This is a genomic window from Acinetobacter sp. TYF_19 (assembly GCF_043105125.1).
Classification (GTDB): domain Bacteria; phylum Pseudomonadota; class Gammaproteobacteria; order Pseudomonadales; family Moraxellaceae; genus Acinetobacter; species Acinetobacter johnsonii.
This window is the reverse complement of the sequence record NZ_JBICLH010000084.1, coordinates 196603-219918: the sequence shown is the minus strand read 5'-3', so window position 1 is coordinate 219918 and position 23316 is coordinate 196603. Positions and strand designations below refer to the sequence as shown.

The 23316-nt window shown below is 41.6% G+C and carries 19 protein-coding genes and 1 pseudogene; 13 read left to right on the top strand and 7 right to left on the bottom strand.

All coding sequences use genetic code 11. The annotated features are described in order from the left end of the window. Positions 1 to 156: 156 nt before the first annotated feature. From ACF8FD_RS13945 to ACF8FD_RS13935, 3 genes are all read right to left on the bottom strand, one after another. Positions 157 to 1803 (bottom strand): AMP-binding protein, encoded by a 1647-nt coding sequence (locus tag ACF8FD_RS13945; RefSeq protein WP_392453490.1) that lies wholly within the window; start codon positions 1801 to 1803, stop codon positions 157 to 159. 260 nt (positions 1804 to 2063) lie between these two features. Further along, positions 2064 to 3200, bottom strand: a complete 1137-nt coding sequence (locus ACF8FD_RS13940; protein ID WP_392453489.1) for an acyl-CoA dehydrogenase family protein — start codon at positions 3198 to 3200, stop codon at positions 2064 to 2066. 262 nt (positions 3201 to 3462) lie between these two features. Further along, positions 3463 to 4233, bottom strand: coding sequence for a 3-hydroxyacyl-CoA dehydrogenase (locus ACF8FD_RS13935; protein WP_234304808.1), 771 nt, complete (start codon positions 4231 to 4233; stop codon positions 3463 to 3465). A 143-nt stretch (positions 4234 to 4376) separates the two neighbouring features. Here ACF8FD_RS13935 and ACF8FD_RS13930 point away from each other — a divergent pair, with 143 nt between their 5' ends. From ACF8FD_RS13930 to ACF8FD_RS13905, 6 genes and pseudogenes are all read left to right on the top strand, one after another. Continuing rightward, positions 4377 to 5402: an AraC family transcriptional regulator gene (locus tag ACF8FD_RS13930; RefSeq protein WP_234304807.1), complete on the top strand. Its 1026-nt coding sequence runs from the start codon at positions 4377 to 4379 to the stop codon at positions 5400 to 5402. A gap of 327 nt (positions 5403 to 5729) precedes the next feature. Then, positions 5730 to 7050, top strand: a pseudogene (locus tag ACF8FD_RS13925) (sphingomyelin phosphodiesterase). Positions 7051 to 7059: 9 nt separating this feature from the next. Further along, positions 7060 to 8019: a hypothetical protein gene (locus ACF8FD_RS13920; protein WP_159152825.1), complete on the top strand. Its 960-nt coding sequence runs from the start codon at positions 7060 to 7062 to the stop codon at positions 8017 to 8019. 479 nt (positions 8020 to 8498) lie between these two features. Then, positions 8499 to 8852, top strand: coding sequence for a hypothetical protein (locus ACF8FD_RS13915; RefSeq protein WP_029575052.1), 354 nt, complete (start codon positions 8499 to 8501; stop codon positions 8850 to 8852). Positions 8853 to 9140: 288 nt separating this feature from the next. Continuing rightward, entirely contained in the window at positions 9141 to 10100 is a 960-nt protein-coding gene (locus ACF8FD_RS13910) for an aliphatic sulfonate ABC transporter substrate-binding protein (RefSeq protein WP_234304805.1), read from the top strand. After that, a complete protein-coding gene (locus ACF8FD_RS13905; RefSeq protein WP_234304804.1) occupies positions 10100 to 10921 on the top strand; it encodes an ABC transporter permease in 822 nt (273 codons plus the stop codon). Before ACF8FD_RS13910 ends, ACF8FD_RS13905 begins: the two co-directional genes overlap by 1 nt. A 56-nt stretch (positions 10922 to 10977) precedes the next feature. Here ACF8FD_RS13905 and prmC read toward each other — a convergent pair whose 3' ends face one another. Further along, positions 10978 to 11796, bottom strand: coding sequence for a peptide chain release factor N(5)-glutamine methyltransferase (gene prmC, locus ACF8FD_RS13900; RefSeq protein ID WP_004982010.1), 819 nt, complete (start codon positions 11794 to 11796; stop codon positions 10978 to 10980). Beyond that, complete coding sequence (prfA, locus tag ACF8FD_RS13895) at positions 11796 to 12884, bottom strand: peptide chain release factor 1 (protein WP_004982013.1); 1089 nt, start codon at positions 12882 to 12884, stop codon at positions 11796 to 11798. Before prfA ends, prmC begins: the two co-directional genes overlap by 1 nt. A 461-nt stretch (positions 12885 to 13345) precedes the next feature. Here prfA and ACF8FD_RS13890 point away from each other — a divergent pair, with 461 nt between their 5' ends. The 4 genes from ACF8FD_RS13890 to ACF8FD_RS13875 all read left to right on the top strand — a co-directional run bounded on the left by ACF8FD_RS13890 (position 13346) and on the right by ACF8FD_RS13875 (position 16618). Then, entirely contained in the window at positions 13346 to 13771 is a 426-nt protein-coding gene (locus ACF8FD_RS13890) for a glycine zipper domain-containing protein (protein ID WP_125280501.1), read from the top strand. A 224-nt stretch (positions 13772 to 13995) separates the two neighbouring features. After that, entirely contained in the window at positions 13996 to 14523 is a 528-nt protein-coding gene (locus ACF8FD_RS13885) for a hypothetical protein (protein ID WP_262470214.1), read from the top strand. Positions 14524 to 14810: 287 nt separating this feature from the next. Then, a complete protein-coding gene (locus tag ACF8FD_RS13880) occupies positions 14811 to 15812 on the top strand; it encodes an LLM class flavin-dependent oxidoreductase (RefSeq protein ID WP_348937139.1) in 1002 nt (333 codons plus the stop codon). A gap of 242 nt (positions 15813 to 16054) precedes the next feature. Next, a complete protein-coding gene (locus tag ACF8FD_RS13875) occupies positions 16055 to 16618 on the top strand; it encodes a flavoprotein (RefSeq protein ID WP_126037069.1) in 564 nt (187 codons plus the stop codon). 33 nt (positions 16619 to 16651) lie between these two features. On the opposite strand, the gene ACF8FD_RS13870 is transcribed toward ACF8FD_RS13875, so the two are convergent. Beyond that, entirely contained in the window at positions 16652 to 17326 is a 675-nt protein-coding gene (locus ACF8FD_RS13870; protein ID WP_392453487.1) for a hypothetical protein, read from the bottom strand. 132 nt (positions 17327 to 17458) lie between these two features. Continuing rightward, on the bottom strand, positions 17459 to 18295 hold the full coding sequence (locus ACF8FD_RS13865; protein WP_005400687.1) for a pyruvate, water dikinase regulatory protein: 837 nt from the start codon (positions 18293 to 18295) through the stop codon (positions 17459 to 17461). Positions 18296 to 18451: 156 nt separating this feature from the next. Between ACF8FD_RS13865 and ppsA the strand changes: the two genes are divergently transcribed. From ppsA to cyoA, 3 genes are all read left to right on the top strand, one after another. Next, positions 18452 to 20830, top strand: coding sequence for a phosphoenolpyruvate synthase (ppsA, locus tag ACF8FD_RS13860; RefSeq protein ID WP_176537894.1), 2379 nt, complete (start codon positions 18452 to 18454; stop codon positions 20828 to 20830). Positions 20831 to 21172: 342 nt separating this feature from the next. Then, positions 21173 to 21940 carry an RDD family protein gene (locus tag ACF8FD_RS13855; RefSeq protein WP_234304801.1) on the top strand — a complete coding sequence of 256 codons (768 nt, stop codon included), beginning with the start codon at positions 21173 to 21175 and terminating at the stop codon, positions 21938 to 21940. A 301-nt stretch (positions 21941 to 22241) separates the two neighbouring features. Then, positions 22242 to 23315: a ubiquinol oxidase subunit II gene (gene cyoA / locus ACF8FD_RS13850; RefSeq protein ID WP_004696450.1), complete on the top strand. Its 1074-nt coding sequence runs from the start codon at positions 22242 to 22244 to the stop codon at positions 23313 to 23315. Position 23316 lies beyond the last annotated feature (1 nt).

The following is a 23316-nucleotide window of genomic DNA, read 5'->3' as shown; positions in this document are numbered from 1 at the left end:
CTAGTTGCCTAGTTAAATTTTCTTAGGCTATTTATACATCTAACTATATTTCTAGCGGTGTTCCACAAGTTACATCCCGCTATAAATGGTTAAAAGAAAAAGCCAGCCTATTTAGAACTGACTGGCTTTAGCTTTAAGAGCATTTTATTTTTTAAATTAAATTGCAGCTTGTAAAGTTTGCATCTTTGCCACTTCTTGCTGTTTCAGCAAATTACGTTGAATTTTGCCACTCGATGTTTTCGGCAAACTTTCAACAAACTCAATTTCTTTCGGATAAGCATGTTTAGATAAACGTGACCGCACATAGGCTTGGAGTTTGCTATCCAACGCTTTAGAGGCTTGGTACTGTGGCTTTAGCACCACAAAAGCTTTCACCACTTCAGTGCGCTCTGGATCAGGCTTACCAATCACAGCTGACTCGAGTACTTCCGCACACTCAAGCAAAGTACTTTCGACATCAAAAGGTCCAACTCGATAGCCTGACGTTGTAATGACATCGTCAGCACGTCCAACAAAGTCGATACCACCAATTTCATTGAGCTTGACCGTATCACCTGTTAAATAATACTGTCCCACAAAAGACTTTCGATTATTGCCACCATAGCCCTTAAACCATGTCAGTGGTGACTGGCTAAAGTCTATCGCTAATGTTCCAATTTCACCGCACTTCACTTCTTGGTGATTCGCATCAAGTACAGCAAAGCGGTGTCCGGGATTGGCAAAGCCTGCCGACCCGACTTTTTTCTCATGCTCCAATGCATGATGGTTGGCAATCACCATGCCCAATTCAGTTTGTCCATATTGGTCATAGATGTTGACGTTCAGATCATTATTGAACCAATGAATCACTTCTGGGGTCAAAGGCTCACCCGCACTACTGACGGCGCGTAAATGGGTCTTAATGGAAGGATCAAACTTTTCTTTAAAACCAAAGAACATCCGAAAAGCTGTAGGCGAACCCGTTAAGTTACTGACGCGATACTTTTTAATGACTTCAACTGCATGATCGACGCTAAATGTACGCTCATCCATAATGATGCTATGCCCCAAGCTGAGCGGCCCTGTGATTCCGTAGTACAACCCATAAGCCCAGCCCGGATCGGCTAAATTCCAAAATGAATCGTCTTCTCTTAAATCGACTGCATGTTGCATATAGCCCTTAAAAGCCAAAACTGCTTTTAAAGGGACAGGCACCGATTTGGCCAAACCTGTGGTGCCTGAGGTAAACATCATGAGGAAATCATCATCAAAGCTACGCAAAACAGCTTCACATTGATTGGACTGTTGTTTTGCTTCCTGCCAAAAATCAGTTTCATTGCTGGTTAAGTTTGTTCCTGCATTCACAGTCAGGATATGTTTGACTTCAACGTGATTTAGCTTTGGACGTTGCTCTGCATTGGTCACAATCAATTTAGTATTCGCAGTTAAAACTCGATGTTCAATCGCCTTCGACTCAAAAGCAGTAAACAAAGGCTGATAAATCGCGCCGATCCGCCATGTTGCTAAAATTGTAATCAACAGTTCACGCGTACGCGGTAACAGCCCTGCGATACAGTCACCTACTTGAATCCCAATACTTTTAAAATAATTTGCCAACTGAGCTGAGGCAACATCGAGCTGTTCAAAGCTCCATTGCTCAGACTCGCCATTTTTTCCTTCCCAGATGAGTGCTGTTTTTTTCTGCCCTACATAGCGCTGACAGCACTCAATATAGGCATTGATTGCATTGGGTTGGCCTACCAATTGTTCTTGAATCAGTTGATCATAGTTAAATTCTTGATGGGCTTGTTCTAATGTCTTCATCACGACAACCTCGCATTATCCATTTTTTTAAGGCCAAATCCACTTTGGCCGTCCATGTTCTTTATCGTTTTAAGCGTTGAACTGACCTCATTGTCAGTTCTATATTATTTGAAAACCTAGAGCAGCTTAGCTGCTCGACTTAATAATGGTAAATAACTGCTGCACCTAGATAACCATGTTTTAAATGCACCTACAATTTCCAAATCCCTCAATGAAAATGCAGGCTTTGAACATCGACCAAGGTCTAAAACTGAGTAGACTTAAACCTTGGTAACTTCACGTGCAATGACAAGACGCTGGATATCAGACGCCCCTTCATAAATCTGGCTCACACGGACATCCCGATAAATTCGTTCAACAGGAAAATCTGAAACATAGCCATAGCCACCATGAATTTGAATCGCATCAGAACAAACTCGCTCCGCCATAGTTGAGGCAAACAGTTTGGCCATAGAAGCTTCTTTTAAACATGGCAAACCTGCATCCTTCAAAGCGGCTGCATGGAAAATTAACTGACGTGCCGCTTCAATTTGCGTCGCCATATCGGCTAAACGAAAAGCAACTGCCTGATGATGTACAATTTCAACACCGAAGGCTTTGCGTTCATTGGCATATTCAACTGCTGCATCTAAAGCGGCTCGAGCCATACCCACTGATTGCGCTGCAATACCAATACGTCCTGACTCCAAATTCGAAAGCGCAATTTTGTAGCCCTCACCTTCCGCGCCTAGCAAATGATCTGCTGGAATTCGGCAGTTCTCCAAAACAATGGTTGCCGTATCCGAACAGTGCTGCCCCATCTTTTCCTCTATACGAGAGACAATATAGCCTTCGGTATCGGTTGGGACTAAAAAGCAAGAAATGCCTTTCTTCCCCGCAGCTTTGTCTGTGACTGCAAAAACCAAAGCGACTTGAGCATGCTTACCTGTGGTAATGAATTGCTTGGTTCCATTCAGCACCCATTCATCGCCCTCACGAACGGCCTTACATTCCAACGCTCCTGCATCTGAGCCTGCTTGTGGTTCAGTGAGACAAAAGCACCCTAACCACTCACCTGTGGCAAGCTTGCTTAAATATTTCTGCTTTTGCGCATCAGTTCCATAACGCTGGGTAATGCCACACGGCAGTGAGTTTTGCACACTGACAATGGTCGAAATCGCACCATCACCTGCTGCAATTTCCTCAAGTGCCACTACCAGTGAAATATAATCTAAGCCTGCACCACCCCATTCAGGTGAGACAGTCATACCCAAAGCACCTAACTCACCCAGCTCTTTGAGTTCTTGAGCAGGAAACCGTGCGGTTTTGTCACGTTCAGCTGCAGTTGGTTTCAGTTTTTCCTGCGAATAACTACGTAGCATATCCTGAACCATTTTTTGTTCTTCATTTAAAAGCATGGAGTATCCCTTCTCTGTTCAGGTTATTAAATTTAATAAATATTTGATACACGGCGACCCATTCGCAACCTGAAAGCCTTTCAAAAGATAATGTTTCTGCGAGAAAATAGTCTGTAAATTCAAAAAAACAGGTTTTGCGAATGGAGATGGTTTTGCCTACTTTTTCCGAAAGAAAAGTAGGTCGAACCGAAGGTTATAAGAAGCCTTTACTTATCGACGCAAAGGCTCCGTCATAAACTCAAAGATCACAAGTCAAAATAAATTATTTAGGCTGCATACGAATCGCGCCATCTAAACGAATCACTTCACCATTCAAATAGCTATTTTCAAAAATATGCCCCACAAGCTGAGCAAACTCTTGAGGTTTTGCCAACCGCTTCGGAAATGGCACCATTTCACCCAACGCATCTTGTACATTTTGCGGCATCGCCTTCAACATTGGCGTTTCCATAATGCCCGGAGCGATGGTCATCACTCGAATTTTCTCACGTGCTAGCTCGCGTGCCAGTGGTAAAGTCATCGAGACAACAGCACCCTTAGAGGCTGCATAAGCGGTCTGGCCAATTTGCCCGTCATAGGCTGCAACCGAAGCTGTATTCACAATCACTCCGCGTTCTTCTTCACCAGCTTGAAGTTCATATTTCACGATTAACTGCGCAGCAAAACGCAGCATATTAAAAGTACCTGAGACATTGATGTTTAATACTTTTTGGAATAACGCCAGCTCATGAATACCATCACGACCCAACACTTTGGCTGAAGGCGCTACACCTGCGCAGTTCACCAAACCATTCAATTGCCCATATTCAGCCTCGACTTCTTGGAAGAAACTTTGCACAGCATGCTCATCAGTAACATCGAGACTTTTAAACTGAGCATTTTCACCCAACTCACGCTGTAGCTCTTCACCTAAAGCTTGGTTCATATCCACCAAAATGACTTTCGCACCTTGTTCAATCAAATGATGTGCTGTTGCTGCACCTAAACCCGATGCTCCACCCGTGACGACAAAAACCTTCCCTTGAATCTTCATTTATTTTTCCTTGTATGATTGAATGCTACGACTTAAGAAGAAATGTAAACACAGAAGCACTTGAGTACAATTTCCAAATATTGCATCTTCCATGATGGTTTTGGACAATGCTCAAAATGCACAATAAAAATATGGAAGCCACTATGACTGCATCGGAACATGCAAACGCCCAGAAAGATTCCATTTCAATTGCTTTGGTACACGAAGCATTGTTTGAAGCTGAAAAGCAGGGATACGCAGTTGCAGATATTTTGAAAAATGCAGGCATCAATAGCGAATTGTTAAGTGCGACAAAAGCACGGGTCTCAGTCAATCAATATGCACAGCTCTGGACTGAACTGGCCAATGTCATGAATGATGAGTTTTTTGGGATGGATCGTCATGCTATGCGCCGTGGCAGTTTTCAGTTTTTATCTAAATCACTATTACACACCACCCAGCTGGACCAAGCCATTCAGTATATTTTGCAGTTTATGAATTTGGTACTAGACGACTTTAGCAGTCACCTCATGGTGCAAGAACATTATGCTTATATTGTGATTTACGAACGACAACAGCCCAAGCGCATGTTTAGTTACGCAACTTACATCATGCTGATTCATGCTCTAATGTGTTGGTTAGTGGGTCAACGGGTGATTTTGAATCAAATTCAACTCAAATGTGATGCACCCACAGATGACATCGACTACAAAGTTCGTTTTTGTGAAAATATCCAGTATCAAATGGCTGAAAACTATATTCAGTTCGATGCCAATTATTTAAAAATGCCCATAAAACAGGACAGTAAATCGTGGTATCAATTTATTCAGCAAACCCCACATATTTTATTGACCCGTTATAAAAATCCACATTCAACCAGTTCTCAAATTCGTCGCTATTTAATGCAAGAACCCCCGATCCAGTGGCTTGAACTGTCTGAAATTGCCCATCATTTCAATATGTCTGAGGCGACTATTCAGCGACGACTGAAAAGTGAAGGTTTTAGTTATCAACAGCTCAAAAATGATATACGCCGTGATATGGCGATTGAGCTGCTCAGTAACAGCCAAGTATCATTACAAGACATTAGCACTGAACTCAATTTTCATGATCCGAGTGCTTTCCATCGTGCTTTCAAAAAGTGGACTGGGGTCAGCCCTGGCGCTTATCGTCAAAATAAGGATGCTTAACTTCAGTCGATTGGTATAAGCAACTACGAAACGCTCTTGCTCTTTCTACATAACAAAAAACCGACCCATACCATTCTCTCGTTAAAGTAAACCTCAACATTCTATTGTTCTGGGTTTGGTTTTGATTGGCCAAATGAAATGTCAACAGAGCTTATAAATTAAATTGATTTTTTGATGCTCATTCATCGGAAAATCAGGGAGCTGTCGCACTTTGTCACTGACTTAAAAAAATTACCTGCCATAGTGATCTCGTCATATTGTTTTACACAATATTGAATAAAAACATCATGGAGGGAACACATGAGCACCCAATTAAATAAAAACTTAATGAAAAATATCGGATGGTTATCATTACTGCTGTGTACGCAGCAAGCGATAGCAGACTCATACATTTATGTGACCAATACCACCCCTGAAACGGTATCCGTCAATATTAATCATCATGGTACACGCACCTTAACTCAGGGGAGTCAATGGGCTCAAGAAGCCACCCAAATTGCACCTTATGAAACCAAACGTGTACTGCGTTTTAACCGTTATACTGGGGTAAAGTCAGGTCAAACTTATAATTTTGATACCGTGATTACAGGCGGTGGTTCAAGCGTCACGCTGAAGCAATCTATGACTGGCACTTGGTCTGGCAGTGATATTAAACACTCTGCATCTAGCAGTGATTTCTCTGCACCATGGTTCAACGACCGCAACATTCAGCGTTTCAACACCAATTATGCAGGAAAAGCAGCGCAGACTGCTTTTAAAGCTGAATACACTGGTGGTTATGACGACTTCCACTACACTATCCATCAAAATACCGTGCCAGAACCCGTTGCCAGCAGTGCTGATGAGTTTAAAGTTTTAACTCAATATTTATGCTCTTCCTTTGGTGGCAAGTAAAATTGATTCGCGTTTAGAGCAACTGCCGCAAAATCTAAAAGGCTACGACGCGATCTTGTTCCAAGAAACCTTTGCTTCTGGTCGTACCGCCATGTTGGCCAAATTAGCGCAGGAATATCCGTACCAAACTTATATTCCAATCGGTTCAGGCTTCAATATTTATGACAGCGGCATATTAGTTGCAAGTCGCCATCCAATTGTAAAAACGGATCATTTTATTTATCCAAGCTGTACAGGCATTGACTGTTTTGCCGATAAAGGCGTGATTTATGCTGAAATTCTCAAGAATGGCAAAGCCTATCATGTGACCTCCACACATACCGCATCGTTTGATACCGATGCGGCACGTGATATGCGCCAGCAACAATTTAAGCAAATCCGCGCTTTGGTCGATAAGCAAAATATTCCATCATTTGATGCCGTGCTCATGGGCGGTGACTTTAATGTCAACAAACTACTGTGGCCGCAAGATTATGCTCAAATGCAAATTAACTTGAATGGTACGGTCCCAGTCAGCACAGGATATACCGAATCGACCTTCGATCCACGAGTGAATAAACTCGCAGGTGCAGGACTCACGGGTGGCTCTACCGTAGAGTATTTAGACTACGTGGTGTCATCCAATAACCACCGTCAGCCTATGCAAGCACGTAACGATGTCCGTATTCTTCGCTCGGCTGCCGACCCCGTATTTATGACTTGGGACTTATCTGACCACTTCCCAGTAATGGGTCAATTCCAATACAACCCATAAGGAATAATAATGAAGCGCTTTGGGCTTATCGCTTTGGTGCTGAGTGTATTGGTAATCGGTGTGGTGATATGGTTGGGCCTTGGCTCATCATATGCCACATCGGCTCAAACTCAGGCATCCTCACCGTCCCTTACAGAGACTGCTCAACCCAGCAGTTTGCAAGAGAAGCTTGCCGCTGCAAACAATGACGAGTCAAAAATGCAGCAACAACAGCAACAAGAATCCATCCAACAAATCATTCAACATTTTCAAAAAAATCCGGGCAATATCACACAATTATTAAACCAGTTACAGCAAAACTGCCCCGATACCAACTGTCAGGCATTATTAAAACAGGTACTGGCCGAATATCCAGATCAGCAGTTTGCTCAGACTTTAAAACAATTGATAGAACGCCTGCCGCTTTACGAAAAAGAAATGCAAGCTAAAATCATGTCCACACAAATGACTCCACAACAGCGTTATCAGGAAATTTGGAACTTACGTGAGCAGACTTTAGGTAAGCAAGAAACCCAACTCGGCTTTGCTGAAGAAAAAGAGTTTGCTAGCTATCAGTTTGCTTATGGTGAGCTCTTGAGCCGCGCACCGCACATGACCTTACAACAACGACTGAGTGAACTTTCACAACTACAGCAACAATATAGAAACCCGAGCAAAAATATTGATGGTCAGAGTGGTAGTTATGATAAAGCCCTTAAATTGGCTTTAATTGGCGTCACCGACCCAATACAACAGCAAGAAATTACCCAACAAATTCGTAACAGCTACTTTTCAGGCAAAGAAGCGGCGCAGTTGGCTGAACGCGAACAACAAGTCGCTCGACAACAACAACAGATCGCCAGTTATCAATCTGAGCTTGCTGCTCTCAACCAAGAAATGAACCAGCAAAAACAAACCTTAGCTGAAAGTGCATGGCAACAGCAATATCAACTCCGTCTAGAACAACTGAGGCAAAAGCACTTTAACTAGTGGCTTAAACATTCATCATTCTCCACATCAAACAAAGACAGCTAAAGCAAGGTGATATACCTCATGTTGCTTTAGCATGTCCTTATAAATTGCAATTCCACAATGTTTTGAGTTCGCATCACTGATGCGTAAAATAAAGACTATTGCAATGATAATATTAATAAAGTTATTATAATTTAATATCTTAAGTAAAAATAAAAGAACTTTTTGATTAAAACTCCACAATATTTCACCTTGAATACTTCTTTTTGATCAAGCCGAGTCCATTTGAGCAATAGCGTAAAATGTAAACATGCACTCAATTTAATAAATTGAATCTTTTCACTCACTTAACAAATCCATCTTTCATTTATCGGAATCTATTTGCAAAAAGTTCCAAAATGGATTATTTTTCAACCAATTTTAAAGCATTCTTTAATGCTTATTTTCCGGCTGTACTCCCCCTGTTTAATCACCTTATTTCTTTTAAAGGTTATGACATGCTTAAAATGATTGATGTTCTCGATCAACGTCTGGTGCAAAACTTTACTCAAGCTTTGCAGTCTCCTACCCCACAATTTGAAGAGCAACTGGATCAAGGTATTCTCAATGCATCAGACCTTGAATTAAATCATGCTGTTACTGCATTTTTTAATGAAGTTAATGCGATTGAAGCTGCTCAAGCGTTGGATATTAGTGCTGACCGTATTCAAGCCCTTCAGTTAGGTGCATCGTTTAAAGATGAACAATATTTAGCTGATCTAAAGAAAATTGTGACGCTTTGTCTTGCACTTGAAACTGATGCTTTAGAGCAAGTTGAAGTGTTTGATAGCTTACAAGACTATCCTATGTAAGCTTGCAACCCCCTTAAAAAAGCGACTATTAAAGTCGCTTTTTTACATTCAAAATGAATGATTTAGTTATGCAATCTTCATATAAGAAGAAATTATTCTATGCTTTTTTAAAGTTATTCTATACTCCAAAAACCACATAAAGTTCAATCAAGTTATTAAAATTCAGATACTTAAATCAAGATTATCTACTTATTTCAATTTAATATTTTGTTATCCATTTTTCTTTTTTATTTTTCGCATACATCAGGTTAAAAGAACCCACAAATGAACTTATTTAAATGATGCAACATGAAAAACTTTAAACTACTGAGCACTTCACTGATTTTAGGTCTGATCGGCTCGTATGCCAATGCCGCTATTCCAAACACACTTAAACTCGATTATGCCTACTACGCACCAACCAGTCTTGTGGTGAAAGAGCAGAAATTGTTAGAAAAAGCCTTACCTAAAACTGAAATTAAATGGGTATTTAGCCAAGGCAGTAACCGTTCACTGGAATTTTTAAATAGCGGCAGTGTCGATTTTGCTTCAACCGCTGGACTTGCAGCCGTACTCAGTCGTGCCAACGGCAGTCCAATCAATACCGTTTATATCCAGAGCCAACCTGAATGGACTGCTTTGGTGGTTGCTAAAAACTCCCAAATTAAAAGCCTAAAAGACTTAAAAGGAAAAAAAATTGCCGCAACCAAAGGCACAGATCCATTTCTATTTACCTTACAAGCGCTGGATACAGTGGGTCTAAATAAACGTGATGTACAACTGGTTCATTTACAACATCCAGATGGCAAAACAGCTTTAGAACGTGGTCAAGTCGATGCTTGGGCAGGCTTAGATCCCTTGATGGCATCGGCACAAGTGCAGTCTGGCGCAAAACTGTTGTATCGAAATATTGGGTTTAACAGTTATAGCGTGCTCAGTGTCAAAGAGTCTTTTACTCAGCAAAGTCCCGAAGCCATTGAAGCCGTGATTAAAGCTTATGAGCAAGCACGTAAATGGGCCAAAGCTAATCCAGAGAAATTGGCGGAGTTACTGGCACGCGAGTCCAAACTGCCGTTGAATGTCGCAAAATTACAACTAAGCCGTACCAACTTTGATCAAAACATTCCGTCAGCCAAACAGATTGCTGCATTACAAAAGTCTGGCGGCATTTTGAATGAAGAAGACTTAGTTCGTAAAGGCAGCAATGTTAATCAAGTCGTGACTCAGTTGTTTAAACCACAATATGCACAAAAGGTTGTAAGCAAATAATGACCAAGTCAGTCGCGAGCTCTTTCAGCCCTATTGTAGTGAAAAAGAGTTCCTCATTTCAGTTGAAATTGAAGAGTGTTCTCAAAGCGATCACCCTTCCAGCGCTCTTACTGATTGCTTGTGAATATCTAGTCCGTGCTGGTTTTATTGAACCTTATTTATTGCCTGCTCCCAGTAGTCTATGGCAAACCTTTCTAGATTTATGGCAGGCAGATTTATGGATGCATGTCTGGACCAGTACATGGCGGGTGTTTTTAGGCTTTTTTATTGGGAGTGCTCTAGCTTTAATGTTTGCGATTTTGGTGGGACTCAATAAACAGGTTGAAGCTTTTTTAGAACCCAGTTTTTCAGCGATTAAATCCATCCCGAGCTTAGCGTGGATTCCTCTACTTTTACTGTGGTTGGGAATTGATGAAGCATCGAAAATTACCCTAATTGCGATTGGCGCATTTTTTCCGACCTATACCAACACTGTCGCAGCGATTAAAGGGGTTGATCGCAAGCTCATCGAAGTCGCACGAGTCTATCGACTGAAGTACTGGCAGCAAGTGCAACAGATTATTTTGCCTGCGGCATCTCCGGGGATATTAACGGGACTGCGCAACAGTTTAAGTTTGGCATGGATGTTTATGATTGCAGCAGAACTCATTGCAGCGACACAAGGCATAGGCTACTTACTGAGTGATGGCCGAGAAACTTCACGTCCCGATATTGTGATCTTAGCGATTATTCTTTTAGCCGTGCTCGGAAAATTCAGTGATAGCATCATGAAGGCCATCGAGACTTGGCTACTGCGTTGGCGTGACGTATTTGGAACATAAGGTAGAAAAAATAAAAGCGCATCGAATGCGCTTTTATTTTGGAGGGAACAATGAAATTATTGTGTCCACTGCCCTAAAGTAACGCGGTCATTTCCACCATAATCTTTCACCGTACGGACTTGTTTATAGCCCGCTTCTTTAAAGATTTTCTGTACAGCGTCACCTTGATCATAACCATGCTCAAGTACCACCCAGCCATCAAGAGTTAAATGCTTTTTACCTTGCTGGATAATGACTTTCAAATCAGCCAAACCATGATCCGCAGCAACTAGGGCACGTTCAGGCTCAGTTGCTAAGTCTTGCATGTGAGCATCATCAGCATCGATGTACGGCGGGTTCGAGACAATCACATCAAAAAACTTTCGATTTAGCGGTGCAAACCAACTGCCACACACAAAAGTCACATCATTTAAGTCATGCTTTTCTGCATTTTGCTGCGCAACGGCTAAAGTTGGCTCATAAATATCGGTAGCCGTGATGTCCCATGTGTCCCGTTCACTGGCCAATGAAAGCGCAACCGCACCCGTCCCCGTACCTAAATCGACAATTCGGGCATCTTCAGGTAAGTCTAAACGTAATACAGTTTCTACCAGTACCTCGGTATCTGGACGTGGCACTAAAGTGTCAGGAGTGACAATCAGATCCAATGTCCAAAACGGCTGTGAACCTGTCACATAGGCCAAAGGTTCACCTGCTTCAATTCGTGCCAAGGCAGCAACATAAGCCTGCTCTTGTTCATTGGTCAGCACTTGATCTTTTTTCATAACCAAATCAAAAGAATCAATTTTGGTAATGTGTTCCAGCAACCATGCGTTCTCTTGACGTTCGTAACTCTCGGCTTCACCACGTAAAGCCAAAGCTTGGGCAATATTCATTATCCACCATTCTGCTGTGCAAGCATCGCAAGCTGATCTGCTTGATATTCACGATGTAAGCTATCTAATAGTTCAGTTAAATCACCTTCCATAACCGCGTCTAACTTGTATAAAGTTAAGTTAATACGGTGATCGGTCATACGACCTTGCGGGTAGTTATAGGTACGGATACGTTCTGAACGATCGCCCGAGCCAACCAAGTCACGGCGCATTTCAGAAGTTGCTGCATCAGCTGCTGCACGTTTTGCATTTTCCAAGCGTGAAGCAAGTAAAGCCATCGCTTTGGCTTTGTTCTTATGCTGCGAACGCTCTTCCTGACATTCCACCACGGTTCCTGTTGGAATATGAGTAATACGCACAGCTGAATCGGTTTTGTTGATGTGCTGACCACCCGCACCTGAGGCACGGTAGGTATCAATACGTAAGTCTGATGCATTAATCTCGACCGTTGTATCGACATCAATTTCAGGCAAAATCGCAACGGTACACGCCGAAGTATGTACACGACCCTGAGACTCTGTTGCAGGTACACGTTGTACACGGTGCGCGCCACTTTCAAACTTCAAGCGACCGTAAACGCCTTCACCATTCACCAAGCAAATGATTTCTTTATAACCACCGTGTTCGCCTTCATTTTCAGACAACACTTCAATACGCCAGCCTTGTGATTCAGCGTACTTGGTATACATGCGGTATAAATCACCCGAGAAAATAGCAGCTTCATCACCGCCTGTTCCCGCTCGAATTTCCAAATATGCAGAGTTCGCATCATTTGGATCTTTCGGAATCATTAAGATATTTAAATCAGCTTCTAAAGACGCAATAATAGCTTTATTTTCTTTAATTTCTTCAACAGCCATTTCCTTAAAATCAGGATCTGACAGCATCGCTTCAGCCGTTTCAATATCAGCTTCTGCTTGTTTGTACTTGGTCCAAACTTCTGTGATTTCACTTAAATCACTATGTTCACGTGACAACTGACGAAAGCGTTTGTTATCCGAAATGACTTCTACATCTGCAAGTAATGCTGTTAATTCTTCGTGACGGTCAGAAAGTTGATCTAATCGTAAACGTAACGATTCTTTCATTAGGAAAATATCTCAATATAAAGGCTGCAATACAGTTTCACAGCACCAAAAAATTTGCGCTTAGTTTAACGGCTCTATCACGCAAAGAACATCTTTATTCAATCCTGAGCGACGTTTACTTTATACGCCTCAGTGGATTGATACACTTTTAAAGCGTGTTTATGCGCTTACTAACGCTTAAAAAATGCAAAACAGCTTATTTCATATACATCTTTTAAATAGGTCATTTCAGCTCAAAATTCAGAGTGTGAACTGCATCACTCCTAGGTTTATCCACATTTGTATGATTTTGGATAAATTTCATTCTGCTTATTCACATTTGTAATAAAACTGATACAAACAAGAAACCAACGGGTTTCAATTTAGTTTTAACTCTCCACAATTAACTGGAATCTTTTTGTTACATTAGCCACATTGAAAAAAGTAAGACAGTTCAACCAATGTTGGACATGGAGAAACACATGAAACCTAATACACTCTTAATGTCAGCAACATTAGCAACGGCATCTATGTTTACTGCAACTGCGTATGCAGACAGCACAACTCGCGTTGCAGCAGCCAGTGCTTTAGGTAGTGTTGCAGGGACAGCAATTGGTAAAAACATGGGCGGCACAACTGGTGCAACTATTGGCGCAGCACTTGGTGGTGCAGGTGGTGCAGCAGTTGCAAGTGACAAACGTCATCGTACTGAATCTGCTATTGGCGGTGCGATCGGTGGTGGTGCGGGCTATACCGTAGGTAAAAGCATGGGCGGAACCAATGGTGGCTACGTGGGTTCTGCATTAGGTGCAGCGGGCGGGGCAGCACTCGGCAACAAAATCTCAAAAGATAAACAGTATGACTCTTACCATGGTAAAAAATGGAAGAAAAAACATAAACACCATTAATTAGCTGCATCGTAAAGATGTCATTGAAAGCACCTTCGGGTGCTTTTTTATGGCACAGATTTAGACGCAACAACACATCAGCCAAACTGGTAGAAAATACGAAGAGTCGTTACACAGCACTTACCAAAGCAACGGTTTCGATAAAATTTCTCTTCATTATTCTTCCAACTTGTTTCGCTAAAGTGAAATCAAGACAAAATAGACATGCTCTTAGGAGTTTAAAAATGAAAATTAAATCAATTTTAATGAGTACCGTAATTGCAGCTTCAGCATTAACGATGACCACAACATATGCAGGTAATACAACCAATACCGCACTGACGTCTGCATTAGGTGGTGTTGTCGGTGCCGCGATTGGTAACCAAATGGGTGGGCAAACAGGCGCGATGATTGGTTCTGCCATTGGTGGTGGTGCAGGTGCAGCTGCTTCAGCCAACAAACGTGACCGTAATGGTGCAATCATTGGTGGAGCACTCGGTGGTGCTGGTGGTTATACCGTAGGTAAAAACATGGGCGGTACCAATGGTGGGTATATTGGTGCAGGTCTCGGTTCAGCGGGTGGCGCAGTTCTAGGTAAAAAAGTCTCTGAAGACCGTCGTTACGATGATGAATATGACCGCCGTTACGATAACCGTTATGATCGTCGTTATGACAGCCGCGGCTACCGTAATAGCAATTATAAATATAATGGTCGTGACTATCGTGGTGACAATGGCCGTCACTTGGGATGGTACAAAAACGGTAAACGTTAAGCGCCGCATAAAACATTCTCAAATAAAAGAGCACCTTCGGGTGCTTTTTTTTATCTGACCACTACATTTAAGAAAGACACTGTATCGTTTCTGCGATGCAGTTGCTTACTTCTTTTTGCTTTAAACGCATATGTGACTGGTGCGGTTCAACGATGTTGAATAGATATTTAGTTTCATTTTTAAATCAACACCTTATATAAAACAACCAGAATATCGAATAAAATCGATATACAAAATAACAGTTATATCGTATTATTTCGATATATAAAGCAAAACTGAGAAGTAGAATGCGCACGTTGTCCGAGACTCAATTTTCTATTTTAGAATTAGCTCCAGTCCGCGAAGATCAAACTGTACAACTCACCCTACAGCATAGCTTAAAATTGGCCCAACAAGCTGAGCGTTTAGGCTATAGCCGACTTTGGCTTGCAGAACATCATAATATGGATGGTATTGCCAGCTCTGCAACTGCGGTGCTACTCGGCTATTTACTCGCGAATACCTCAACTTTAAAAGTGGGCTCTGGCGGTATCATGCTCCCAAACCATGCCCCACTGATCGTAGCGGAGCAATTCGGTACACTTGCAACACTCTATCCAAACCGGATTGAATTAGGTTTAGGTCGAGCACCGGGTACAGACCAAATGACCATGCGTGCACTTCGTCGTGGCCGTCAAGAAACTGAAGATCAGTTCCCACAAGATGTCTTAGAAATTCTGCATTACTTTAAAGATGCTGAGCCAAATCAACGCATCATTGCAACTCCGGGGCAAGGGACACATGTGCCTGTATGGCTACTCGGTTCAAGTTTATTTAGTGCACAACTGGCTGCAAAACTCGGACTTCCCTACTCTTTTGCATCACACTTTGCACCGCGTATGCTGAAACAAGCGATTCAGCTCTATCGTGAAAACTTTGAACCCTCTGAATACTTATCGAAACCTTATGTATCTATGGGTGTTCCAACAGTCGTTGCTGAAACCGATGCTGAAGCTGAATATCTAGCGACCAGTGCCTACCAACGTGTTTTAGGTCTCATGCGCGGTCAAAGTTTAAAGTTAAAAGCACCGATTGCCAGTATGGACGGCCTATGGTCACCTGCGGAAAAAATGTCAGTAGACAGTTTTTATGCCATGGCCCAGATCGGTTCCAATGGCACGGTGAAAGAAGGCTTAAAACAGCTTCTTTTAGAATATGATGTTGATGAGTTTATTTTCACCTGTGACATCTATGACACGGACAAACGTTTAGAAAACTTTGAACGTCTCATGCAGATCAAAAACAGTTAAGTACAAATGAAGTGAATCGCCTTATGCGTATTAATGCATACCCATAAGGCGACGTGCATAAATGAATAACCAAAATCTCAGCCGATATCTAAAAGATCCTTAAAACCCTGCAAAAACTGCTGCTATGTCTAGACTAAAGTTAGCGTGACTGCTCAGACAATTTATCACTTTGCCTTTTTAGAGCAAAAGCACTAAAAATAATAAATTAAGGAAAGACGATAAAAAACAATTAAGGATCGAGCATGGTCAATTTGCATTCAACAGACAACGGATCTGGTTTATTTCAAAACCATCCCGAGTATTTTCAGCATTTTAAAGGGCAATTGATTGCCGCATCAGAAATTAAACAACATGCTTTTACTGAACAACGGGTCGCAATTATTGGCACCAACCAGCATACAGTAACTGCCCTCGAATCGATTTGTCAGGTCGCTCAATCGGTCTATGTTTTTCAAAACGCGCCGCAATTCATCTTGCCGAAAACGGAACGCGGCATTCAACGCTTAATCCAACATCCACTGGTTATTAAGAACCGACGTCTATTTAACACACGGATCAAATGCCTACTGGCTTTACGTTTTTTAGAAACTCAAGTTCAAGACCCATGGCTTAGACACCAACTCAAACCTAACTCCGCTGCCGATAAACTTAAATTTTTTAAGTCCGATCATTATTATCATGCCTTACAGCGCGACAACTGTAAGCTAATCACTTGGCCAATAGTCAAAATCAGAGAACATGACATTCAAAGTTTAGATGGTGCTGAATATCCAGTCGATGTGATCATTACCACCTATAGCCATTAACCATATAGGGTAAGTTTCCTACTTACCCGTTGTTTATTTCGTCACACCTGTATACCGATAGCCTGTATTTGAACGCTGATAACGTAAGTACTTTCCAGTCGGGCGGCTGTTTTGATCTAATAAAGTGATATCAATCTTGTTTAAGTCCTTTGCAACACGAATATATGAACCTTGTCGTTCTTCGTCATAATGACAGTCATAATCTACTTCAATCGAACTTAGTTGCTTGTTTTTGGTCTGAAAAACTGGTGTTGCTATCAAAGCTTGGGCGTGCATTTTAAAAGCTTGAATTTGATAAAGACCGTGACAACTATCGCCTTTGTAATAACTTTGAATCAGATAAATCGGCTGTGCACCCCATTTCACTTGGTCAATCTTTAAAATATAGCCTGTTTCTAAAGGCTGAAGTTTAGTGGAATTGCTCGATTTCATCTGCACATAGGATGAAAATTCACCCATAGTACCGCCACCACCTACATCAAAGGTATAGAATTTAAGCAGTTGGTCTGGTGAGGCATTAATCTTTAGTCTAAGATTTTCAGTCAATTTGGGGAAAGAATAAGCATAACTTTCTGCATTTTCACGGATTAAATCAATCACATCATTTTCGATCTGTTGATTCACCGCATAAAAATCTAGCGCTGCATATTTTCGATCAATCGCCTGCTCAGCCTGTTGACTTGATATATTTTGCGCATATAAAGCCATATTAAAATGAGCACAACAAAATACACCTAATAGGCATTTTGATATTATTTTCATTTGATCTAATCTGTATTTTTATATTGATCAATATTATAAAGCATCATCAATATGACGCTTTATAATGTAATGACAATATCAACCAATGCGACGTTTTAAACCCGTCATTTGGAGTACACGAGTTGAAATTTCTTCAATCGACATTTCCGAGACATTTAAGTATTTAATCCCTTCAGAGATATAAATCCCTTCAATTGCGCGAAGCTCCATTTGGCACTGGCTGAAGCTTGCATAACGGCTATTGGCTTTACGTTCAGAGCGAATAGCGACAAGGCGTTCAGCATCAATCATCAAACCAAAAAGCTTCTGCTTATGTGCGCGAAGTACCGCTGGTAAACGGTTGTCATCCAAGTCTTCTTCGGTCAATGGATAGTTTGCTACACGAATCCCAAACTGTAATGACAAATAAATTGAAGTCGGTGTTTTACCCGAACGTGATACCCCAATCAGAATCAGATCGGCCTTGTCATAGTGGCGTGTACGTGCACCGTCATCGTTATCCAAAGCAAAATGCACCGCATCAATACGTGCTTTATAAGACTCCGAATCGGTCACTGCATGGGTCTGTCCGACTAAAGTTGTAGGCGGTGTTCCCAACTCTTCAGATAATTTACTAATAAGCCCTTCAAATACATCAAGATTTATAGCATTTGCAGTATTAATAATGTCACGCACGTACGGGTCGACTAAAGTGTCAAAAACCAGTGGCTTTTGTCCGTCTTGTTGCGCCCTTAAATTGATCTCAGCAACCACATTTGTAGCAGCTTCTTCAGAGCTAATATAAGGAATAATATGAATGTCAAAGTCAACATTTGGAAACTGCGCCAATAGCGAGTGCCCAAGGGTTTCAGCGGTAATTGCAGTACCATCTGATACAAAAAAAACACTCCGCTTAAATTGTTTACTTCCTGACATTAAAATTCTCCTCAAAAATTTGTCTTAGTGCTATATAATCTTTATAGTAAACCGATCTTACATGACTGTCGCTTAGTAAAATCAAAAAGCTAAGTAGATTTGTTATAATCTGATGCCAAGATAGTGATTAAATACTGCAAAAGTGGAGTAACAACTTTGGAAGCGCGCGTAATTGGTCTAGAAAAATTAGGGAAACACGACGTTGAACTTGTAGGTGGGAAAAACTCATCTTTAGGTGAAATGATCAGCCACCTATCAAATGCAGGTGTATCTGTACCAGGTGGCTTTGCTACTACAGCTCAAGCATATCGTGAATTTCTCGAGCAAAGTGGCCTAAACGCTAAAATCAATGCAGAGTTAAAAGTCCTCAATGTTGATGATGTAAATGCTCTTGCTGAAACAGGCGCGAAAATTCGCCAATGGATTGTAGATACCCCACTTACGGCAGAACTCGAACAAGAAGTTCGTAAAGCATTTGCAGAGCTTTCAAACGGCAACCCAGATATCGCGGTTGCCGTTCGTTCTTCAGCGACAGCAGAAGATTTACCAGATGCTTCTTTTGCAGGTCAACAAGAAACCTTCTTAAACATTCGCGGTATCGACAACGTATTGATCGCGATCAAAGAAGTATTTGCATCACTGTATAACGACCGTGCAATTTCTTACCGCGTACACCAAAATTTTGCGCATGATGTTGTGGCTTTATCTGCTGGTGTTCAGCGTATGGTCCGCTCTGAAACTGGTGCAGCAGGTGTAATGTTTACACTCGACACTGAATCAGGTTTCCGTGACGTAGTATTCATCACTGCATCGTATGGTTTGGGTGAAATGGTCGTTCAAGGTGCAGTAAACCCTGACGAATTCTACCTCTCTAAACCCCTTTTAAATGCAGGCAAGCACGCTGTCCTCCGTCGTAATCTGGGTTCTAAACACCAAAAAATGATTTATGGCGAAGAAGCTTCTGCAGGTAAATCAGTTGTTGTGGTTGATGTTGAAAAACAAGAGCGTCAACAATTCGCATTAAACGACCACGAACTACAAGAACTTGCAAAACAAGCGCTGATCATTGAAAACCACTATGGTTCTCCAATGGACATCGAGTGGGCAAAAGATGGCGATGACGGTCAAATTTATATCGTTCAAGCGCGCCCTGAAACAGTGAAGAGCCGTGAAAACGTCGGTACCATGGAACGCTACCTTTTAAAACAAAAAGGCACTGTGATTTGTGAAGGTCGTTCAATCGGTCAACGTATCGGTTCTGGTAAAGTACGTATTGTTACGTCTATTAAAGAAATGGACAAAGTACAAGACGGTGACGTGCTTGTATCTGACATGACTGACCCAGACTGGGAACCAGTAATGAAGCGTGCCGCTGCAATTGTCACTAACCGTGGTGGTCGTACTTGTCACGCAGCGATTATTGCGCGTGAATTGGGTGTTCCAGCAATCGTCGGTTGTGGTAATGCAACTGAAGTTCTAGTAGACGGCCAAGATGTAACTGTTTCATGTGCTGAAGGTGATACAGGTTTCATCTACGAAGGTTCTTTAGATTTCGAGATTCAAACCAACTCAATCGAATCTATGCCAGAACTTCCGTTCAAAGTAATGATGAACGTCGGTAACCCTGACCGCGCATTTGACTTTGCACAAATTCCAAATGAAGGGATTGGCCTTGCACGTCTTGAGTTCATCATTAACCGTATGATCGGTGTCCACCCTAAAGCATTGTTGAACATTGACAGCTTGCCACGTGAAACACGTGCTGCGGTAATGGCACGTACTGCGGGTTATGCATCGCCAATCGAATTCTATGTTGAAAAACTGGTTGAAGGTATTTCTACCCTTGCTGCAGCATTTGCAGACAAACCTGTGATCGTTCGTATGTCTGACTTTAAGTCAAATGAATACGCAAACTTGATCGGTGGTAAGTTATACGAGCCTGAAGAAGAAAACCCAATGTTGGGCTTCCGTGGTGCAAGCCGTTATGTGTCTGACAACTTCCGTGACTGCTTCGAATTAGAATGCCGCGCGTTGAAAAAAGCACGTGACGAAATGGGCTTAACCAATATTCAAATCATGATTCCTTTCGTACGTACTGTACATGAAGCAAAACGTGTAATTGAATTATTGGCGTTAAACGGCCTGAAACGTGGTGAAAATGGTCTGAAAGTGATCATGATGTGTGAGTTACCAACGAACGCATTATTGGCTGAACAGTTCCTTGAACACTTCGATGGCTTCTCTATCGGTTCAAACGACTTAACCCAGTTAACGCTTGGTCTAGACCGTGACTCTGGTATTGTGTCTCACCTATTTGATGAACGTGATCCAGCAGTAAAAGCACTTCTTTCTATGGCAATTCATGCATGCCGTAAAGCAGGTAAATATGTGGGCATCTGTGGTCAAGGCCCATCAGATCACCCAGATCTTGCGCAGTGGCTTATGGAACAAGGTATCGAATCTGTATCACTTAACCCTGACTCAGTATTAGACACTTGGTTCTTTCTTGCAGAAGAAAAAGTTCAAAAAGCTTAACTTTTTGATGTGATAAAAAAAGACCCTTTCATGGGTCTTTTTTTATCACCACTCTTTCAACGTATCCGCATTAAAACAAGCATATTGATACAAAAATTTAGACTAAGTTTAATACTTACGCATCATCATCTCGATTGAGAAGAGATCGCATTGCGATAAAGCTAGAAGAAGCAGCATAATCCTTGCTACACTGTTCTGCATTTTGTGTAGTTTTGGTGAATTTCAGCTTGAAATTCTCTAGACTATCCGCATGTTTTATCATAGATTTTTATTTGTTTTTCATCTGAAACAAATACATTTATTATTTGAATATCCCAATTTATATTTTGAGATTAAGTTTATATGCAGATTTACTTGGCACGAAATAATCAACAAGCCGGTCCATATACCTTAGAGCAGTTGAATCAAATGCTCGCAAGCCAACAAGTTTTATTGACGGATTTAGTTTGGCATCAGGGTATGCCTGAATGGAAAGCTTTAGGTGAACTCACCCAAGGAAAACTGGCGTATGAACCTGTAGGTTATCAACCTCAGCCCCCTATTCCTGAGCCAATGCATACGCCAAATCAATTTTCACAGCCAAACCGTACAGCAGCGAAAGTTGTTCAACCTGAACTAGCATCAATAGGCACACGCGTTTTAGCCAAAGTCATTGACTTACTTCTTTGGCTCCCTGCCGCTGCTATTCCCTCGTTCTTTTTACAAGCAGATAAATTCGGTGAACTGACTGAAATTCAGCAAAAAATGCAAGCGGCTACTACAGCCACTCAGGCCAGTGAACTGCAAGCACAACTGTTCAGTTTGATTCCAACTGAAGCCTGGACCACCATGGGAATTTACCTGCTGATTATGCTCGGCATACAGGCCTTTTTCTTAGCCAAAAGTGGTCAAAGCATTGGTAAAAAAATCACCAAAATTAAAATTGTAGACGTAGAAACGAACGAAAAAGTCAGCCTTTTGCGTGTATTCACATTGCGCAGTGTTGTCTTTATTGTGCTCAATATGCTGTTCATGCCGTTTATTACCATCGCCGATCACGTCTTTGGTTTAACTGCAAAGCGTCAAACTTTGCACGATAAACTGGCGAAAACCAAGGTCATTAAGCAGTAATTTGACCATATTTAAGCTGAGGTTTGGCGCACCTCAGTTTTCCGCAGTTTATTGATATTCAAAATAAATCCACAAAGAAATTATAAAATTCCGAGTGAAAAAATCGGTTTTTATAACAGTCATTTAAAGCATCTTTACGTATAGCTTAGTTTGTCGATATGAGGCATAATGCCCTACAACGTAGCGGTGTCTTATGATTGAGAAGTGTTTTTAGACTTAAAAAGAAACTTTTCAATCATGCGACACTTTAATCGCTATCCCAATTTTATTAGGGAATGGGACTCTTCACCGAGGTTGTAAAATGAGACAAACGATTTTAGCTGTATTGTCTTTATCTGCGATCGCCGCGCTCTTAACTGGGTGTGGTGGTGATATGGTACTTCTAAACTCAAAAGGTCCAGTTGCACAAGGTCAATCTGACTTAATGATGACTGCGATCTATTTAATGCTATTGGTGGTTATTCCATCAGTCGTAATGGCATTATGGTTTGGTTGGAAATATCGCGCGTCGAATAAAGATGCAGACTATAAACCTACATGGGCACACTCTACTGCAATTGAAATTGTAGTTTGGGGTATTCCTGTCATTATTATTGGTATTCTGGCTTGGTTAACTTGGTGGGGTTCACACAAGTATGACCCTTACCGCCCGCTCGAATCTGATAAAGCACCTGTAAATATTCAAGTCATTGCAGAACAGTTTAAATGGATCTTCATTTACCCTGATCTTAACATTGCGACGGTTAACGAAATTCGTTTCCCTGAAAAAACTCCAGTTGCACTTAAAATTACCTCTAACTTCACGATGAACTCGTTCTTCATCCCTGCGTTAGGTGGTCAAATTTATGCAATGGCAGGCATGCAAACGCACTTGAATTTGTTAGCAGATGGAACTAGCCCAGCTGAAGGCTACCGCGGTTTCTCTTCGAACTATTCAGGCTACGGCTTCTCGCAAATGCGCTTCCGTGCTCACTCTGTAACTGACGCTCAATTCGCTGAATGGGTTGCTGCAGTTAAAGCAGGTAACGGTACAAGCATTAATCCTAAAGCTGTACAAAAAACAATTTTAGATCAAGCTGAATTTGAGTCTTTACGTGACGGTAACCGTGGTAAACACCAAATTGAAGTTTTGATTTCAAAAGCAAAAACTCCTGAAGAGAAGGCTGCTGCTGAGGCAATGAAGCCTTATCCAACTAAGCCACACCCTGTGACTTACTACTCTTCTGTAGAGGAAGGCTTGTTTAAGTCAGTCATCAGCAAATATATGAGCAACTATCACGGTGCTGATCACTCAGCGACTGCGGGTGCTCACGGGGCTGCTTCATCTGAAGCACATGCCGCTGTTGAACCTGCTTCATCAGTTGTAGGGGAATAAG

What these genes read in the sequence shown, in the direction of transcription:
- ACF8FD_RS13875 (WP_126037069.1), top strand. Translation starts at nt 16,055, where the DNA reads ATGGTCAATTTGCATTCAACAGACAACGGATCTGGTTTATTTCAAAAC.
- ACF8FD_RS13905 (WP_234304804.1), top strand. Translation starts at nt 10,100, where the DNA reads ATGACCAAGTCAGTCGCGAGCTCTTTCAGCCCTATTGTAGTGAAAAAG.
- ACF8FD_RS13915 (WP_029575052.1), top strand. Translation starts at nt 8,499, where the DNA reads ATGCTTAAAATGATTGATGTTCTCGATCAACGTCTGGTGCAAAACTTT.
- ACF8FD_RS13920 (WP_159152825.1), top strand. Translation starts at nt 7,060, where the DNA reads ATGAAGCGCTTTGGGCTTATCGCTTTGGTGCTGAGTGTATTGGTAATC.
- ACF8FD_RS13880 (WP_348937139.1), top strand. Translation starts at nt 14,811, where the DNA reads ATGCGCACGTTGTCCGAGACTCAATTTTCTATTTTAGAATTAGCTCCA.
- cyoA (WP_004696450.1), top strand. Translation starts at nt 22,242, where the DNA reads ATGAGACAAACGATTTTAGCTGTATTGTCTTTATCTGCGATCGCCGCG.
- ACF8FD_RS13890 (WP_125280501.1), top strand. Translation starts at nt 13,346, where the DNA reads ATGAAACCTAATACACTCTTAATGTCAGCAACATTAGCAACGGCATCT.
- ACF8FD_RS13935 (WP_234304808.1), bottom strand. Translation starts at nt 4,233, where the DNA reads ATGAAGATTCAAGGGAAGGTTTTTGTCGTCACGGGTGGAGCATCGGGT.
- prmC (WP_004982010.1), bottom strand. Translation starts at nt 11,796, where the DNA reads ATGAATATTGCCCAAGCTTTGGCTTTACGTGGTGAAGCCGAGAGTTAC.
- ACF8FD_RS13865 (WP_005400687.1), bottom strand. Translation starts at nt 18,295, where the DNA reads ATGTCAGGAAGTAAACAATTTAAGCGGAGTGTTTTTTTTGTATCAGAT.
- prfA (WP_004982013.1), bottom strand. Translation starts at nt 12,884, where the DNA reads ATGAAAGAATCGTTACGTTTACGATTAGATCAACTTTCTGACCGTCAC.
- ACF8FD_RS13885 (WP_262470214.1), top strand. Translation starts at nt 13,996, where the DNA reads ATGAAAATTAAATCAATTTTAATGAGTACCGTAATTGCAGCTTCAGCA.
- ACF8FD_RS13945 (WP_392453490.1), bottom strand. Translation starts at nt 1,803, where the DNA reads ATGAAGACATTAGAACAAGCCCATCAAGAATTTAACTATGATCAACTG.
- ACF8FD_RS13855 (WP_234304801.1), top strand. Translation starts at nt 21,173, where the DNA reads ATGCAGATTTACTTGGCACGAAATAATCAACAAGCCGGTCCATATACC.
- ACF8FD_RS13940 (WP_392453489.1), bottom strand. Translation starts at nt 3,200, where the DNA reads ATGCTTTTAAATGAAGAACAAAAAATGGTTCAGGATATGCTACGTAGT.
- ACF8FD_RS13910 (WP_234304805.1), top strand. Translation starts at nt 9,141, where the DNA reads ATGAAAAACTTTAAACTACTGAGCACTTCACTGATTTTAGGTCTGATC.
- ACF8FD_RS13930 (WP_234304807.1), top strand. Translation starts at nt 4,377, where the DNA reads ATGACTGCATCGGAACATGCAAACGCCCAGAAAGATTCCATTTCAATT.
- ACF8FD_RS13870 (WP_392453487.1), bottom strand. Translation starts at nt 17,326, where the DNA reads ATGGCTTTATATGCGCAAAATATATCAAGTCAACAGGCTGAGCAGGCG.